This window comes from Stieleria magnilauensis (assembly GCA_007753675.1).
GTDB classification, from domain to species: domain Bacteria; phylum Planctomycetota; class Planctomycetia; order Pirellulales; family Pirellulaceae; genus Stieleria; species Stieleria magnilauensis.
Map to the genome: position 1 here is coordinate 2,367,939 of CP036432.1, position 18,076 is coordinate 2,386,014.

At 59.8% G+C, this 18,076-nt stretch carries 11 protein-coding genes; 9 read left to right on the forward strand and 2 right to left on the reverse strand.

Going from position 1 to position 18,076, the window contains the following annotated elements; all coding sequences use genetic code 11:
• Positions 1-56: 56 nt before the first annotated feature.
• On the forward strand, positions 57-2,126 hold the full coding sequence (locus tag TBK1r_RS08465) for a prolyl oligopeptidase family serine peptidase (RefSeq protein WP_419581128.1): 2,070 nt from the start codon (positions 57-59) through the stop codon (positions 2,124-2,126).
• A 121-nt stretch (positions 2,127-2,247) separates the two neighbouring features.
• Here TBK1r_RS08465 and TBK1r_RS08470 read toward each other — a convergent pair whose 3' ends face one another.
• Positions 2,248-2,958: a hypothetical protein gene (locus tag TBK1r_RS08470; RefSeq protein WP_145208915.1), complete on the reverse strand. Its 711-nt coding sequence runs from the start codon at positions 2,956-2,958 to the stop codon at positions 2,248-2,250.
• 119 nt (positions 2,959-3,077) lie between these two features.
• On the opposite strand from TBK1r_RS08470, the gene TBK1r_RS08475 reads away from it, so the two are divergent.
• Positions 3,078-3,494 (forward strand): VOC family protein, encoded by a 417-nt coding sequence (locus TBK1r_RS08475; protein ID WP_145208917.1) that lies wholly within the window; start codon positions 3,078-3,080, stop codon positions 3,492-3,494.
• 13 nt (positions 3,495-3,507) lie between these two features.
• On the opposite strand, the gene TBK1r_RS08480 is transcribed toward TBK1r_RS08475, so the two are convergent.
• Complete coding sequence (locus TBK1r_RS08480) at positions 3,508-4,494, reverse strand: SDR family oxidoreductase (RefSeq protein WP_145208919.1); 987 nt, start codon at positions 4,492-4,494, stop codon at positions 3,508-3,510.
• A gap of 583 nt (positions 4,495-5,077) precedes the next feature.
• Here TBK1r_RS08480 and TBK1r_RS08485 point away from each other — a divergent pair.
• From TBK1r_RS08485 to TBK1r_RS08515, 7 genes are all read left to right on the forward strand, one after another.
• Positions 5,078-7,693: a polysaccharide biosynthesis tyrosine autokinase gene (locus TBK1r_RS08485; protein WP_145208921.1), complete on the forward strand. Its 2,616-nt coding sequence runs from the start codon at positions 5,078-5,080 to the stop codon at positions 7,691-7,693.
• Positions 7,694-7,755: 62 nt separating this feature from the next.
• Positions 7,756-9,615, forward strand: a complete 1,860-nt coding sequence (gene xrtU, locus TBK1r_RS08490; RefSeq protein WP_145208923.1) for an exosortase U — start codon at positions 7,756-7,758, stop codon at positions 9,613-9,615.
• A gap of 1 nt (position 9,616) precedes the next feature.
• Positions 9,617-11,155, forward strand: a complete 1,539-nt coding sequence (locus TBK1r_RS08495; RefSeq protein WP_145208925.1) for a tetratricopeptide repeat protein — start codon at positions 9,617-9,619, stop codon at positions 11,153-11,155.
• Between the two features lie 220 nt (positions 11,156-11,375).
• Entirely contained in the window at positions 11,376-11,765 is a 390-nt protein-coding gene (locus TBK1r_RS08500) for a hypothetical protein (protein ID WP_145208926.1), read from the forward strand.
• 454 nt (positions 11,766-12,219) lie between these two features.
• Positions 12,220-13,815: a citramalate synthase gene (cimA, locus tag TBK1r_RS08505; RefSeq protein WP_145208928.1), complete on the forward strand. Its 1,596-nt coding sequence runs from the start codon at positions 12,220-12,222 to the stop codon at positions 13,813-13,815.
• 8 nt (positions 13,816-13,823) lie between these two features.
• On the forward strand, positions 13,824-16,922 hold the full coding sequence (locus TBK1r_RS08510; RefSeq protein WP_145208931.1) for a valine--tRNA ligase: 3,099 nt from the start codon (positions 13,824-13,826) through the stop codon (positions 16,920-16,922).
• A 71-nt stretch (positions 16,923-16,993) separates the two neighbouring features.
• Positions 16,994-17,263: a hypothetical protein gene (locus TBK1r_RS08515; RefSeq protein WP_145208933.1), complete on the forward strand. Its 270-nt coding sequence runs from the start codon at positions 16,994-16,996 to the stop codon at positions 17,261-17,263.
• Positions 17,264-18,076 lie beyond the last annotated feature (813 nt).

Below are 18,076 nucleotides of genomic sequence, written 5' to 3' on the forward strand. Positions count from 1 at the left end.
CGAGCCTACGGGCCTACAACCACACAACGCGCCCGGACGCTGGCGCGAACCGGCTGATGGCAAAGGATCATCAGCCGTCTGGCGCGAGCCTACGGGCCTTCGCCTGCACCTTCGCGTTCGCGCTTTCGGCTGCGTGGGCCGCCAACGGCATCGCCCAATCGACGACTCCACAGCCTGTTTTCAAACCCTTGCCGCCGCCGGGCATCCAGATCGATCCACCACGGCGCACGGCGCTCGAACAACGCGTCGAATCGATCCGTCAGCAACTCAGCCGAACGGTCGCCGAATCGACCGATGCGTCTCAATGGCAAAGCGACGTCGACGTGTTGATCCGAGCGGTGCAGCTGGCACTGGAGCAAAACTTGTTTTTCAAGAACAGCGAAGTCGATGCGGCGGAACGGTTGCTCGACGAAGCCGCGCGGCGGATCACCGCAGCGGCCGCGGGGACACGTGGCTTGGAACTGCTGGGATTTAATCCCGACGCCAACGACCATCCCCAGCCCTTGGTCGCCGGCTTTGTTTCCCGCATCGATGATTCGGTTCAGCCCTATGGCCTTGTTGTTCCGGCGGGGTTCACGATCGCCCAGGCCGAAACGCCGATGCGGATGGATGTCTGGCTGCACGGCCGCGGCGACACCAAAACGGAGATTCCGTTTCTGACCGAGCGGATGACCAAAGCCGGGCAATACACGCCCGAGGCCACGTTTGTTCTGCATCCGTTCGGCCGCCACTGCAACGCGTTCAAGTTTGCCGGCGAGACCGATGTTTATGAAGCGATCGATGACATCCAATCACGCGTTGCCATCGATCCGAATCGCGTTTCGATCCGCGGGTTTTCGATGGGCGGGGCGGGTTGCTGGCACTTGGCCGTCCACGATCCCTTTCGCTGGTTGGCGGCCAATCCCGGCGCCGGATTCGTCGACACACTCCGCTACCAGGGCTGGACACAATCGACGCCGTTCCCTCTCACCGCGACCACAGAAAAACTGCTGCGTTGGTATGACGTCTTGCCGTGGACCCAGAACTTGAAGGGCACTCGGACGATCGCCTACAGCGGTGAAGTCGACAAACAGAAGATGGCGGCCGACCGGGTCGCGGCCCGCGCCGAGGAACTGGGATTTCAGTTCCCCTACGTGATCGGGGCGGGGATGGGGCACAAGATCGACGATCCCTCGAAACAGCAGATCGACGCCCAGATCGCCAAGTGGGCCGCCGAAGCCGACCAGGGTCCGGAGACGGAAATTGATTTCGTCACCTACACGCTCCGCTACAGCCAAGCGGGCTGGCTACGCGTCGCCGGGATGCAGGAACACTGGACGGCCGCGGCGGTCAGCGCCCGGCTGGACCGCGAGAATGAGAGCCTTCGCATCGAGACCGATGGGGTGACCCATTTGGAGATCGATTTTTCCGACACCGGTTGGCCGGGCCGTCGCGGCGCGGTGGACATGGAAATCGACGGCCAACGATACTCGGTGGACGACACCGGCAACCTGCGTGGATTCCAGTGCACATTAGCGAAAGACGCATCGGGCGAGTGGACATCGACGCGTGATGATGAGATGACGCTACGTAAACGCCCCGGATTGCAGGGGCCGATTGACGATGCGTTTTGCGACCGGTTTGTGATCGTCATGCCCAGTCGCCCGGCACGCCATGGCCAAGTGCAACGCTGGATCGATCGCGAGGCGGAGTATTTCAAGCAGCGTTGGTCGCGACTGATGCGCGGCGACGTGCGAGTCGTGCTGGACCGCGACCTGACCGACGACCACCTCGAAACCTGCCACCTGATCTGCTTCGGCGACTTCAGCAGCAATCGGTTTCTGTTCAACATCGCCGACCGGCTTCCGATCCAGTGGACGCGTGAGACGCTGCATGTGGGCGACCAGAGTTTTGATCCGGTGCATCATGCCCCCGTGTTTTGCTATCCCAATCCGCTTAACCCGCGGCGCTACATCGTCGTCAACAGCGGCATGACGTTTCGCGAGTTTTCCAACGTCAGCAATTCCCGTCAAATCGCGATGCTGCCCGACTGGGCCGTCTTGGACGTGGAGTCCGATGACGATTCGATCTACGCCGGCGAGATCATGGGCCAAGGGTTCTTCGACGAAACGTGGGGCCTGAAGTAGGTCACGCTGTGCGTGACGATGTAGGTCACGCTGTGCGTGACGATGTAGGTCACGCTGTGCGTGACGATGGACACGATCGGCATGCACAGTATGCCCTACGCACCGATCGTGACGGCATGCCCTACGGGTTGGATTTCGTCTCCGCGTCCTCGGCGGCTTCGAACTCGCCGTCGTCTTCATACTCCTCTTCGTCGCCGTCGTATTCTTCTTCCGCTTCGGCGGCTTGTTGGAGGGCGATGCGCTCTTTGTCGCGCTCGAGAAAATCACCGGTGACCTGCTCTTCGGTCAACTGGGCTTCGGCGAACTTCATCAGTTGGCCCATCGGTTCGCGTTCGTATTTAAAATCGTCCATCACGAACTTCTTTTTCTTTCCGTCGACTTCGTAATGGATTTTCGCGATCCCTTTGGCATCCCACTTTCGTTTATCGATCTTGGTGATCGCGTCGATGGGCACCTCCTGGCCCTTGCTGTTACGAATCACGGTTTCATCGCCTTCGACCCAGGTTCCTTGGCCGGACATGAACATCATCAGCGCGGGGATTCCGAACAGCATGCAGAGGATCAGCTGCATGAATTGAGTGCTGATGTCGTGACGAATGTCACTGGCGGTTTTGGACGGTGTGATCGTGGGCCAACCATTTTCAGCGGCGAGTTCTTTCCAGGCTTCGCGACGGCCCTCTTCCGGCAGCCCCTCGTAGGCTTCGGCGATCGTCAGATTCCTTGGATACTTGATCAATCCGTCGTACAAGCACCATCCGGCAAACGCGGTACAACCGAGAAAGACGTACAGGAATTTGCGGAAGAAGGGCTGGTGAACTTGCGCACGAATCATCAATTCAGTACCGGAGAGCGTGAAGCAGGCGAGACAGATCCATTATGATTGAGAATGCTCGATCGAACAGCTCAATCTGACGCGATCGGCGGATCAAACCACCACAAAAGAGACTTCGAATGCCGGATACACCGCTTTTCAAACAACTCGATCATATCGCCATCGTGGTGCGAGACACCGATGAGGCGCTGGCGTTTTATCGCGACACGCTGGGGTTGCCCGTCGTGTTGAGCGAAGTGATCCCCAGCGGCAACGTACGCCTGACGCATCTGGACATGGGCAACGTGCACTTGCAATTGGTCCAGCCGCTGACCGAGGACCATCCGTTGCAGACCCATCTGGCCGAACACGGCGAAGGGTTACACCATCTGTGTTTTCAAACGAACGACGTCTCCGAATCGCTCGCGTCCTTGCCGGCGCGTGGGATGCGGGCCAAATCCGAAACGCCGCACGACGCCCCGCGTGGCCGCAAGGCCGGATTCATCGACCCGGCCACGACCCGCGGCGTGGCGTGGGAAATGACCGGGCCGATGTGATCAGCCGATGTGATCAGCAGATCGATCGATAGTAGTCGACGCTTTGCTCCAAACCACTTTTCATGTCGACATCGGGCTCGAACTGCAGCCGCGTTCGGGCCTGGGTGATATCGGCCAGCGAATCCTTGATATCGCCCAACCGGGGCGGATCATGAATCGGCTCGATGTCTTGGCCGAGGATGTCGCGGAGCGTCGTCAGCAACTCCAACAGCGTCGTGCGCTGTCCCTGCCCGATATTGAAGGTGCCGCCGTTGATGCCGGGAATCGTGGCGGCCAACAGATTTGCCTTGGCGACGTCGCGGACGAACACAAAGTCGCGTGACTGCGACCCATCGCCGTAAATCACCGGGCGTTTACCGGACAATATCATCGAGACGAAACGTGGGATCACGGCGCTGTATTCGCTCTGGGGATCCTGGCGGGGTCCGAAGACGTTGAAGTAACGCAGGATCACCGTTTCCAGCTTGGACGTTCGCGAGAACGATTGCATGTAGGCTTCGGCGGCCAGTTTGGAGGCCGCATAGGGCGACAGGGGTGCCGGCGGATCCTCTTCGCGTTTGCTGACGTAGGGAGAATCTCCGTAGGCGGCGCTGGTGCTGGCCAGCACCATGCGGCGAACCCCGGCGGCCTCCGCCGCGGCCAACAGGTTGATGGTGCTGGTCGCGCACCAGGCGTGGCACAGTGCCGGCTCGCGCATGCTGCGGGGCACGCTGGCCATCGCGGCGTGATGAAAGATGGCATCGCAGCCGGCGACCGCTTTCTCCGTCACCGCCGGATCCGCCGCGTCACCGCGAACGACTTCGACGCCGGGGTGATCGGCCACGTGGGACAGATTGGACTCATAACCGGTGCTGAAGTTGTCCAACACACGGACGGTCGCATTGTGCGAGAGCAGAGCGTCGACCAAGTGCGATCCGATAAATCCCGCCCCTCCGGTGACCAGACAGGTCCTTCCGGCGAGTGGCAAAGCGGCATCGGGAAGCGTGATGGGAGCGATCATGAAGAAAACTTTTTATGAGGCAGGTGTATCAGAATTGCGGCGCTCGTTGGCCGGTCGCCAGGATTGATTCCCGGGGCGACCGACGCAACCAAGTGTTGCGCGAAAATGACGCCGCGCAGGCGGAATTCAAGGAACCATCAGTATTTCATCAAGTCAGACTCAAGTGTTTACCACGATCGGGCAAGTGTCCGGAAACCGCCAACATTTTGCCGGTGAAGTCGATTCTGCCGACGGGGAAGGGTTTTTGAGCGGCCCGATTTGCGAAAGCGCTATGGACGTCAACAGATGAGGGTTAAACTACATCGGCACGGTTTCCCGGTAGGTGTTGAGTGGTGACTCCATCGACCGGCCTTCGGGAAAACGCGTTTTCGAAAGGATTTTCGGAAGGAAAGGGCCCGGCGGTGTTGTACCCGGCGGGCCGACAGCACGCTCCCAGACGCTGTCGGTTTTCCCCCATCAGGACCGATTCGATCAACGGATCCTTGTTTATAAGCTTCACCGCGACCAGACTGCTCGCGCCCGGCCGGCACGCTTCGGTGTCGGTACTCCCCCACGCTCTGCCGAAACAGATTCACGCCCCACGATGATTGCAGAACAAACTTCGACTCCACCCTCCAACCGCCGCAGCCGCCAGATCGCGTCGACCGGGGCGACGCAGCCCCTGGATGTCCTCGGAGCGCTGTGGCGCTACCGCTGGGCCGTGATTTTGCCGGCCATCGTGTTCGGCGTGATCGGATTCCTGGTCTACTCGCGAACCGAAGAGACGTTTCGCAGCAGCACCCGGCTGATGGTCGAATCGAATCGGCCGCCGATTTTTGACGCCTTGACCGGCGAAGTCGTCGGCGGCGTCCCGGATATCGAAGTGTTGCAGGCCCAGTTGTTCAGCGACACCGTCGCCACAATGGCCTTCAACGATCCCGACATGGTGCCGCACCGCGAATTCTACGGCAACAGCATCGATCGCTTCATCGTCGAGGTTCAGGAACAACTGGAACTCGAACCCGAAGTCACGGACGTCAAAACGGCGCAATCGCTGATCACGTTGCTGCACTTCGACAGCAACAACACCGAACACTGCGAAGCGGCGATCAAGGCCTACAGCAAAGCGTTGCAAGAGTACTACAACCAGCGACACAAAACCGCCCAGGCGGATCTGGAGCGGTTGATCACCATGGCGATGACGACGCTCGGTCCCAAGTTGGCCCAATTGGAAGATCGCTACGCCGAGTTCCGTCGCGACGCCCCGCTGACCTGGGATGCCGACGGACGGGCACAAAACCCGCACCGCGAGCAACAGCAACTGCTGACGAAACGACGCTCGGCCCAATTCGAAGAACTCCGTCGCGAAGAAGAAGTGCTCAAACGGATGGAAACCGTCGCCGCACAAACCGAAGACCCGCGGATCGCGCTGAGTGTGATGAGCCAGTTGTTGGGGGTAAAAGTCAGCAGCATTGCCGACGCCCGCGAACCCGATCCGATCATCGGCGACAGCTTGCTGGCCGAAATCGACCTGGAAAAGAAACTGCTGCCGCTGATCGTCGCCAAAAACCAGAACGTCTCTCAATTCGGTCCCTCCCACCCAACCGTCAAGGCACTCGATCAAGAACTCGAAACCACGCGTGAAGAGCTGCTCCGCCTGGTTCGTGAGCAAGCCGACCGCATCACCAAACTGCGACGCGAATGGTTCGAAGACCTGGGTGACCCGATCGAACGGGCCAAAGAAACCGTCCAAGCGGTCGTCTACTCGCACCAAGCCAAGGTCGAGATGCTCAAAGGGTTCATCAAGGAATTGGATGAGCAGATCGCAACAGAAAAAGTGCTCGCGGCGAAAATCTCCAGCGAGGAACTGCGTAACGAATCGATGGTTCGCGAGATGGAGCAGTATCGCCAATTGATGCAACAGCTCAAAGAGAACCTGGGCAAAACGCAACTGTCCGACAACGACAGCGTGACGCAGGTGGTCGAGTTGATGAAACCCACCCCGGCGTATCTGGTCGGCCCCAGCATTTTGAAACTGGGCGGACTCGGCACGCTGGTCGGCCTGTTGCTCGGCGGCGGGCTCGCGCTGCTGTTGGAAAAGAACGCCAACACGTTCCGCGACCCCGAAGAGATCTGTTCGATGCTGGGCGTGGCGATCTTGACGCACATTCCGTTCTTCCGCGGCAAACGGCGAAAGACCAAGAAAGGAGAACTCGATCCTTACAAGACACTGTCGACCGACTTGACGGTGGTCCATCAACCGTCGTCGTCGGCTGCCGAGGCGATCCGGTCGCTGCGAACCACCGTGTTCTTTGACACCAACAACATCAAGGGCGGCAAGGTCATCCAGATCACCAGCCCGCTGCCGGGCGATGGCAAGAGCACGATCGCGTGCAACCTGGCCTGCTCGATCGCCCAAAGCGGCAAACGGGTCCTGGCAATCGATTGTGACCTGCGTCGCCCCCAGCTGACCGACAACTTCGACTGCGATGAAAAACTGGGACTGACCAACGTCCTCAACGGCGAATGCGAGCCGCTCGAAGCCGCCCATGCCACGCCGCTGCCCAAGCTGTCGATCATGCCCTGTGGTCCGATCCCGACCAACCCGGCCGAGGCGCTTTCGTTGCCGGTGATGAACGAGTTGCTCGAGTATCTCCGGGAACAATACGATTACATCATCCTGGACACGCCCCCGCTGTTGGTCGTCACCGACCCGAGCATCACCGCAAGCATGTCCGACGCGTTGATCTTGACCCTGCGGATCCGCCGCAAGAGCAAGCCGAATGCCCGCGAAGCACTCAATATCCTCAACGGCGTCGGCGCCAATGTCTTGGGCGTGGTGATCAACAATTCCGACGAAACCAGTGCGAGCGACGGTTACCGCGGATACGGTTACTACAAGTACGGACGCTACGGCGGCTACTATCGACGCAACGGCCAAACCTCCAGCACCAGCGTCGCGGTCACGTCTCAAAACACCATTCGTCTTTCCCGCCCCGCGGGGGCGGCGATGTCTGGCAGCAGCCCGTCCGGCAAGGGACCCCAAGCGGCGAAAAACGGAAACTCGGTCTCCCGGGCCGCCGCATCCGGCCCACCACGCCCGTTTTCCGCCGGCACCTTGCTGGCCGACCCGCCGGGCTCGCGCGACGAACCGGACTCACATAGCGGCGCGGATGCTTCGTCTGGCGGATCGTCGAACAAGCCGAATTTCGATGGCTGACACCCGTCGCCCCATCGCCACACCACACCGACCTGAACACTCTCCAGTAGACTGATTTGCCAATGTCGACCACCGACTCGACAGGCCTGTACACGTCCATGCTCGACCAGGCCGAACCGATTCAGCCCGCGACGACCAGCGATTCCCAACCCCACCCCAACTGGCGTTGGTTTTGGCTCGGCTTGTTTCTCGCCGTGGCTCCGTTGTTGGTGCCGTACTTCATCGGCATGTGGGGCAATCCGACCTATCGCTATTTTCCGTTCGCGATCGCCGCAGTGGCCTGGCTGACGTACCTCCGCTTTGACGGCTATTTCTATCCTCCGCGCGGTTGGTTCAGCTGGGCGGCGATCGGATTCGCGTTGCTGCTGACTGCCTTCGGGACGGTGGTGCAGTTCCCCTGGTTTGCGGCAGTCGCATTCGCGATCCTTTGCGCGACCATGCTGTACGCGATGCGTGGACCGGAGGATTCAACGTTGTTGGTCCTCGTGCTTCCGTTGCTGACGATCGTTCAACTGGTTCGCGCCGACACGTTGTTGGTGCTGTGGCTGCAGAACGTGACGACGTGGATGTCGAGTGTCTTGCTGGACACGCTGGCGGTTCCACACGCGGTGACCAACAACGTGATCCAGCTTGCCGATCGCGAGCTATTTGTTGCCGAAGCCTGCAGCGGTATTCAATCCGTCTTCACGCTCAGTTTTCTCGCCTTTCTGATGATCTCGTGGCGACGGCGACGGATTTGGATGGCACCGATCTACCTGGCGATCGCATGCCTGTTGGCCATTTTCGCCAACGTCATTCGGGTCACGGTCGTCGCCTTGGTCGCCAATTCCTTTCAGTTCGATTTAGCCGAGGGTTGGCCGCACCAATTGCTGGGCTACGTCGCTTTGGCGATCGCCTTCGGGTTCCTACTTTCCTTCGACTATTTGATTGCCACGCTGTTGCATCGCGTCCCGGAGGAATCGGAGTTCAACCCGCTGGTGGCGGGCTGGAACTACCTGTCCCTGAATTCGGCCGACGAAGCGACCGGCGGCCGCGGCACGCAACGAAACGTCATGGATCTTCTGGCTCGCGACAAACGCAGCGGAGCGTTCCGCTGGGCCCAGGGTTTGGTCGACAACCGCATCGCGCAGATCGGTTTCGCCGCGCTGGCCGGTCTGATTTGCCTGGCATCATTGACCCAAGTCATTCGGTCTCGCAAACCAGCCAACCTGGTCCAGAGCGACAAAGCACTTGTGTTCGACCCGCCACCGGACCTGATCAACGACTCGCTGAATGTTCTGACCGTCGTCGGGCACAAGGCGAACCGGGGTTACGAAGACCCACGCTTGGGAGCCAACTCGGACATCTGGGAATGCCAGTGGGATGACGTCACCGTTCAGTTCGTGCTGAGCCAACCCCACCAAGGCTGGCATGAACTGTGCAACTGTTACGAGCGGCTGGACTGGATGCTGTTGGATCGCGACATCCAATCGCCCGACCAATTCGAATCGATGGAGATCGTTGCGAAGAACCCCGACGCCCTGACATCCACGTACGTCTTGGCCCGGTTCAAACGCGGCCCGACACAGCATGGTTACCTGATCTTTGCCGGCATCGGCAGCGACGGAACTCTGGTCGACGCACCGGACAGCTTGTCGGCGTTCACGCACCGGGTTTGGAATCGCATCGATTCAACCGGCGTTTGGGAGCAAAACGAAGTCATCATGTTCCAAATGTGGATCACATCGCCGGACAAACTCAGTCCACGCAAGTTGCAAGATCTGCAGGAGGAATTCATCGCCGCACGTGGCCGGATCGCTGACGCGATCATTGAAAACGCCGGTCGCACGCTGCCCGCCCAGGCGCTTCGAATCGATGCCCCGGCCGCTGTGTCGGCGGTGGCAAAATCAGAGCAACCGATGACGGCAAAGGAGTTGAATTAAGATGCACGCATTCAACCCACTGACGTGGTTTCGCTGGATCGGTGAGTTCATCCGCTGTTGGTTCTTGGGAATCCCCTGGCGTGACGCGCCCAAAGCGATCCCGGCGGTCATCCTGTCGATGGTTCTGTTCACGACAGCGTTCATCGCCTTTAGCGGCGGCGCGGGCTGGAGAAACCGGCTGTTGGACCGCCAATTACGGGTTTCCTTGGACCGCGAAGATTTCCCGACCGCGGAGATCGTGATTCGGCGACAGCTGGAAGCCGATCCGAAAAACGTCGACCTGATCCACCGCTTTGCGCTCGTCCGCGAAGCCCAGTCGTTTGAAGAGGAGGCCAAGGTGTTGATGCGTCAACTGCTGACGCGTCGCCATCTTCCGGCTGCCAAATGGCTGCTGGAGAACCAGATCATCGGCAAGAAACTGACCGATTTCAGCCCCGAAGAACTCGACGAAGTCGGCAGGGTTTTGCAGTTGATCACCGAGCGAGAAGACGAGAATCTCGGTGCGAAACGGATGTACGCGGAGTACCTGATCTTTGAACAACGCCTCAGTTCCGCGATCCCCGTCGTGTTGGAACTGTCCGAAGTCGAACCGATGCGTGGACTGCAGGCGGCGGCCTTGGCGCGTCAATTGAATGAATTTGATGCCGCCGAACAGTATGCGTCCGCGGCGTTGGAACGGGTCAAAGAAATGCACAAGGACGACCCGACCAATTCCAACATTGCGATGAGTATTGCTCGCAACCAGATCTTTTTGGAACGGCACTCCGACGCGATCCGAACGCTTAAAGGCAGCATCGACGTCGCCAAGACGCCAGAAGAGCGGCGAATGCTGACCCAAGCGCTCGGAGACGCAATCGTCGCCTATGTGACCTACATCGAAAAATCTCCGACCAACACCGTGCAGGAACGATTGCGTGTGCTCACGATGCTCGACGCTGCGGTCAAGATCGCGCCGAACAATCCGCGCGTGGTGACGATGGTCGCCGACCACGTGCTATCCAGTTTGAACGAAGACGACGAACAGATTGCAACCGTCCGAGCGGCGTTGATCTCGGGATCGCCGGCCGGGATCGCCCATTTTATCAAAGGCACGTCTGCACTGATGAAAGAGGATCTCGCGATGGCGGAGTTGCACTTGGAGAAGGCGGCCGAACAGCTGCCGCGAAGCGGTGCGATCCTGAATAATCTGGCCGTCGCGTTGGCGCTGAAAGAGGATCCCGAGTACGAAAAAGCGCTGCAGGTCGCTAACGCGGCAATCGACAACGTCCCCACCCCGACGCCGCACTTCTTCGAGACACGCGGACAGATCCTGTTTCGCATGGGGCGGTTCCGCGAAGCGATCAGCGATCTGGAGCGTGCGTTGCCCGCCCCGGACTTGAAGCGACGATCGCATCTCATGCTCGCCGATTGCTACGACAAGGTGGGTGACGCGGACCTGGCCCAAGGCCACCGCGACGCAGCCGAACGGTTGAAGGACGCCGAACCATCCGACGGCGAAGCGCCCGAATCCAAGACCGAGGACGGTTCGCAACAAGACTAACCGGACCCGCCCGCACACCAGCGGGACGCGTCAGCGACCGGCCCATGACGATCGCGCCGGCAGCATCACGTGCCACTGGCTATCGCCACGTGCTGAACTGTCGCACCCTGGCGGGCTGCGTCAGCCGGGCGGTTCACAGAGGGCTGACATTGCCGATAAAAGAGAGCTAGGATTTAGTCAGCTCAGGCGGCGATGGCACCCCCTTTTTCGAAAGCGATTGATGGCTCGATTTGGCATTGTTTCTGGACTTTTGCTGTGCATCGACACGGCGATCGCCCTGTTCGGTTCGCTGAACAAGGCTCCGATGCTGTTTATTCCCATGATGCTGGGAATTCCGATCCTGTTTTTCGGCGTCGTGGCACTCAATCCGCATCGTCGCCGCCAAGCGTTGGCGACGGCGGCGATCCTCGGTGCCTTCGGCTGCCTGATCGGTTTTGGCCAGCTGTTTCACTTTTTCTCCGTCTGGCGCAAGCAGGGCGTGGTGAACCTGCATTCGACCCAAATTGTCTCGCTGATGGTGGCGATTTGCATCGTCTTTTCGCTCAGCTACCTGTGGACGGTGGTCCAGGCCGGACGCCAGCGCGGACGGCGGTCCGCCGCCTCGCCCTGACCGAGTCTTCCGCTTCGCCGTGGTTTTCGGGTAGGCGGTAGTGGACGAGGCGACGAGTCCTCTGCAGTCGGCATCTTGGCAGAGGACTCGTCGCCTCGTCCACTACCCGAAAATCGAGCTGAGAGAGACGACTAGCCCCCCCCGGTCGGGACGCGTCCGCGATTGACGGATGATCGGTGACGCCGTATTCTCTCGATTCTTAGGTGAATTCAAGACATCGATTCCGCTTCCTCACAACGATCATTTAATCCACGACGATCACTGTGCTAATTCAACCTGTCATTATTTGCCGCGTCCCTGGCACTGTTTGCCAGCGATGACGCGGGGGACCGATCGGCTTCGTCGCCGGCACGTTGTGCCCGCCGAGTGAGCCGTTCAAGCACAGCCTTTGGAAGAAACTTTGACCCCCGTGGCGTTCCAGCTCCGGGGGTTTTTTCGTAATGAAAAACGAACCATGACTTCAAAACCGATCCAAATCTACGACACCACGCTGCGGGACGGATCCCAGGGCGAAGGCGTCAGTTTTTCCCTCAACGACAAACTGCAGATCGCGCTGCGATTGGCCGAAACGGGCGTCGATTTTATCGAGGGCGGCTATCCGCTGAGCAACGAAAAAGACGTCGCATTTTTCCAGGAAATCCAAGAGCACGACTTGGGCGACACCCAGGTCTGTGCGTTCGGCATGACCCGTCGTCGCGGGGTCGAAGCCGCCGAAGACCCCGGAATGAAAGCACTCGTCGCGGCCCGCACGCCGGTGATCACCGTGGTCGGAAAAACCTGGGACTACCACGCCACCGAAGTCCTACGCGTCTCGCTGGAAGAAAACCTGGCGATGATCGGCGAAAGCGTCCAGTTTTTGGCCGGACATGCCGCGGTCATCTACGACGCCGAACACTTCTTTGACGGCTATCGCGCCAACCCCGAGTATGCCCTCCAAACGCTGCGGGCAGCCGCCAGCGGCGGAGCGACGGTGATGTCGCTGTGTGACACCAACGGCGGTTCGCTGCCGGAGCAAATCGCCGAAATCACCAGCGCCGCGATCGACTCGCTGCGTGATTACCCGGGCGTGACCTTCGGAATTCATTGCCACAACGACAGCGAGCTTGCCGTGGCCAATTCGCTGGCCGCCGTCGACGTCGGTGCGACCCAGGTGCAAGGGACGATCAACGGCATCGGAGAACGCTGCGGCAATGCCGACCTGATCTCCGTGATGGCCAATTTGGCGCTGAAGAAAAAAGGCTACTCCGTGCTGGGCGGCCGCAGCCTGCAACCGCTGACCGAGTTGAGCCGGTTCGTGTACGAGACCGCCAACTTGCAGTGGCGCGGCGGGCAACCGTTCGTCGGACAGAGCGCCTTCGCCCACAAAGGCGGCATGCACGTCCACGCGATCAACAAGGCCGCCTCGACGTATGAACACATCGACCCCACGCTGGTCGGCAACGAACGGCGGATCTTGGTCAGCGAACTGTCCGGCCGCAGCAACATCGTCGCCGTGGCGAACAAGCACAGCATCGAAGACGACCGCGAAGTTCAAGACAAAATCCTGGCCGAAGTCGTGCGTCTGGAAAACCAAGGGTTTCAATTCGAGAACGCCGGCGGCTCATTCGATTTGCTGATCAAACGCGTGCTCGGAACGTTCACCCCGCACTTCAGCCCGATTAAATACCGTGTCGTCGCCGGCGAAACCTCCGCCGACGAAAAAGACGTCTACGCCGAAGCGATCCTGAAAATTCGCGTCGGCGACCAGGACTGCTTCAACGCCGCCGAAGGACACGGCCCGGTCAACGCACTCGACACCGCACTCCGCGAAACCCTGCTGCCGTCCTATCCCCAACTGCGTGACATGCGTTTGGTCGATTACAAAGTACGCGTGGTCGACAACGGCGCCGGCACCGCGGCCAGCACCCGCGTCAACATCGAGAGTGCCGATCACCACGAATCCTGGGGAACGATCGGCGTCAGCGACAACATCATCGAAGCAAGTTTTCAGGCGTTGATCGATTCCGTCGAATACAAATTGCACAAAGAAAACGTTACACCGGCAACATAAGCACAAACATGATTCCAAACCGATTTGATCATGGCACCGCCGCAGGCGAAATCAGTGCCAAATGGGATGAAGCAGGTTGCAACCACGCCGAGATCAATCCCGACAAGAAACCCTACACCATCGTGATCCCGCCGCCCAACGTGACCGGCGCGCTTCACCTCGGGCACGGGCTCAATAACACGCTGCAAGACATCTTGATCCGCACCAAGCGGATGCAAGGGTACGAAACACTTTGGATGCCCGGCACCGACCATGCCGGCATCGCCACCCAAGCGGTCGTCGAACGGCGGTTGAAAGAACAGGAAAACCTGTCGCGTCACGACATCGGACGCGACGCCTTGGTCAAACGCATCTGGGATTGGAAAGACCAATACGAAAAGCGGATCCTGGGCCAACTCAAACGCATGGGTTGCAGCTGCGATTGGCGTCGCTTGCGGTTCACCCTGGATCCGATGTGCGGCGCGGCGGTGCGTGCGACGTTCTTTGATCTGTTCCACAAGGACCTGATTTATCGCGGCAAACGCCTGGTCAACTGGGACACGTTCCTGCAAACCGCCGTCAGCAATGATGAAGTGGAAAACGTGACCAAGAAAGGTCATTTCTATCACTTCCGCTACCCGGTGATCGATCCCAAACCCGGCGAACCGGATCACGTGGTGATTGCGACGACCCGCCCGGAAACCATGCTCGGCGACACCGCCGTCGCGGTGCACCCCGACCCGGCGCAAACGTTCGACAAATTGGAAGCCGAGCTCCGCCAAAAACTCGCCGGCGCGACCGCCAAAGAAAAGCCGGACGCGCAAAACCAACTCGACGCCCTGCTCGAGCGCCGCAAGACGATGCTGCCGAAGCTGGAGCAACTGCGCGACATGGCCGCCGATGGCCGTTGTTTGATGCTGCCGCTGGCCGAACGCAAGATCCCGCTGGTCGCCGACGTGTGGGCCAAACCGGAACTGGGTTCGGGCTGCGTCAAAATCACGCCGGCCCACGACCCGAATGACTACGAAGTCGGCAAACGGCAATCGCTGCCGATGCTGAACATCTTGAATCCCGACGGCACCCTCAACGGCCTCGTCCCCGCCTACGAAGGCTTGACGATCGCCGAAGCCCGCAAGCGGGTCGTGGCGGATTTGGACGAAGCCGGATTGCTGGGCGACATCGAGGATCGCGACATCGAAATGCCGCTGTCGGACCGCAGCAAGACGGCGATCGAGCCGTATTTGGCCGACCAGTGGTTCGTCAAAATGGACCACCTGGCCCAGTCGGCCATGGACGCCGTCAGTGACAATCGTGTCCGCATCTATCCGACGCGTTACCGCAAAGGCTACCTCGATTGGCTCGGCGAAAAACGCGATTGGCCGGTTAGCCGTCAACTTTGGTGGGGGCACCGGATTCCGATTTGGTCGGCGTCCTTTGCGACCAAAGCCGAGGCCGGTAAAGTCGCCGAGCAAGCCGCGGCGCTGGGCGGCGAGCAGCTGATCGCAACGAAAATCCAGGCCGACGATGAAGACGAATCGGCGACTTCCTACAGCGTGTTCGTCTGTCTGCGCGACGAAGAGTCACCGTTGGAAGCGAAAGTCGAGGCGCTCGGGCTGGAGCGTGATCCCGACGTGCTGGATACCTGGTTCTCCTCGGCGCTGTGGCCCCACAGCACACTCGGTTGGCCGCAACAGACCAAGGAACTGGACTACTTTTACCCCACGTCCACGCTCTGCACGTCACGCGACATCATCACGTTGTGGGTCGCGCGGATGGTGCTGATGAGCCTGAACAACCTGAACGAAATTCCGTTCGACGAAGTCTTTATCCATCCAACGATTTTGGACGGAAACGGCGAACGGATGAGCAAGAGTAAAGGCAACGGTGTGGACCCGATCGATGTGATCGACAAATTTGGTCCCGACTCGCTGCGGTTCGGTTTGGCTCGACTGGCAACCGAAACGCAAGACGTTCGCATGCCCGTGCAGTACGAGTGCCCGCATTGCGAAAAGCTGATCGATCAAACGAAAAAGAATCGGGTTGCAAAAACCGTTCCGTGCCCCGAGTGCAAGAAAACCTTTGCGACGCAGTGGGCCGAATCCGAAGCCGACCTGGCACACCCCAAAGCCGCCGTCGTCAGCGAGAAGTTCGAGACCAGCCGAAACTTTGTCAACAAACTGTGGAATGCCGCCCGGTTCGTGTTGATGAACCTGGAAGGCTACACGCCGGAGACGATCGACGTAGCCACCCTGCCGGTGGAAGACCGCTGGTTGCTCAGTCGCTTGGCAACGGTCACCCAGCAGGTGACCGAGGGCATCGATCAATTTAAGTTCGCCGACGTGTCACGAATCCTCTACGACTTTGCCTGGCACGAGTTCTGCAGCTTCTACGTCGAAATCGCCAAACCACGTCTATCCGACCCGTCTCAACGCGGCGTGACCCAAAACGTGATCGCGCATGGGCTCGACACGCTGCTGCGATTGTTGCATCCGATCATGCCGTTCGTGACCGAATCGATCTGGGGCTTCCTGGGCGAGCTGGCTCCTGAGCGTGGCCTGACGCCGGTGAAGGTGTCCCAGTTTGCCATGAAAGCAGACTGGCCCCAAGCCAACCGCGACCATTTCGATGAGACGATCGAACGGCAATTCACCGAGTTCCAAAACATCGTCGGTGCGATTCGGCAGATCCGCGCCAGCAGCAACATCCCGCCGCGTGAAACGGTCCCCGCCGCCATCCGCTGCAGCGAATCGAGCCGCAAACTGCTCGAGCCGATGAAGCCGTACTTCGGGGCGCTGGCCGGTGCTGACGTGCTGGAGATTGGCCCTGCGGCCGAAGCGTTTGAAACCGATGCCCCGCTGGCAATTCCGTCCATCGACGTCGAAGTGCACGTCGACTTGGAAAAATTCATCGACGTAGAAGCGGAACTCACGCGTCTGGAAAAACTGCTCGGCCAATTGCTGAAACAAATCACCGGCAAAGAGTCCAAGCTGTCGAACGAGAATTTCGTCTCACGCGCCCCGGCGGAAGTCGTTGAGAAGGAGCGAGCAACCCTCGACGACCTGCTCAACCAACGCCAGTCGGTCGAAGGCGACATCAACAAACTCAAGGAGAAGGTCTCATCAAACTGAATCACGCCCCCGAATTTGATTCAGGCCACAGCGAGCGGGTGGAGTTTGTCCGCCACACGATCCGAGTCGCCATGAAGGACCCCGCGTTGTGCAAAGCGGGACACGTCACAGCCGAAGGCGTTTGTCGGGTCTTGCTGGAATTGGCCGTCGACCACTTCGCCGAATCGGGCCGCGAAGAGCTGATGGCTTGGGAGTTCGGCTCCAGCCAACAGCTCGGCGAGTTCGTCCATCAATTGGCCGAACAGGGATCGATCGAATTGGCCCCAGCCGATCAGCTGGAACACTTCCACGGCTGGTACGACTTGGGGCAATCCCCCGAGACGTGGAAATTGCAGTGGTAACGAAAGCCGCTCGCGGCCGTCCGGTGGCGGCGTCGAAAGCGCGTTGACGGACCGGAGGGCTCGCGCCCAGCCGCTAAATCGACAAGGTGTCAAAGGAGCGCGGCAGCGAACCGAGTATCCCGGAGGGATGCCAGCGAGTAGCCGGAGGTCAGCGCAGCGCCACCTCCGGGAAGCACGCCTCAAAATCCCCTCGACCCCGGACGGGGTCGCAGCGAATCCATCCGCCGGCGGTGCGGCAGTCTGCGTTCGTAAAGAAGTAGATCGGGGAGCTTGTGCGCGCGGGCTGGCCGGGTCCGAGGGCTCGAACGTCATTTGCTTCGACACCCTTCGGGGTCGCGTCGGGCGGGGAACCGGATACCCGGAGGTATCGCTTCGCTCACCTCCGGCTACTGGCTTTGACCCCGTCGGGGTCATACCGCCTGCTAGCGACAGCTACAACAAACCTGCGTTGCCTACCGGACTAACCACACCGAGCACCGCCCAAAACCAGCCCCAATAGACCGCACTGGCACCACCCACTAGATAGTGTAATTTGACTCCATTGGCGGTTACCGCTACGCTAGCGCGAACCTTAGGAGGATTACGTCCGCAATCCGGAAAGGATAATTTTTCCGGTTACGTGATTTTCTAGGGTTCATCCGGTCGATAGACTCGTTGTCGTTCAGATAGTATTCGTTTGTGCAAGCATGCGACGAATTGTCTGGACACCACACCCACCCCCACAGCATCACGACGAAAGCATTCGGCGTTGATCGCTGTCCCCGCCTACCAAAACACTTCAGCGAGATCGGATGCTCCGATTCTGCTTGAGAC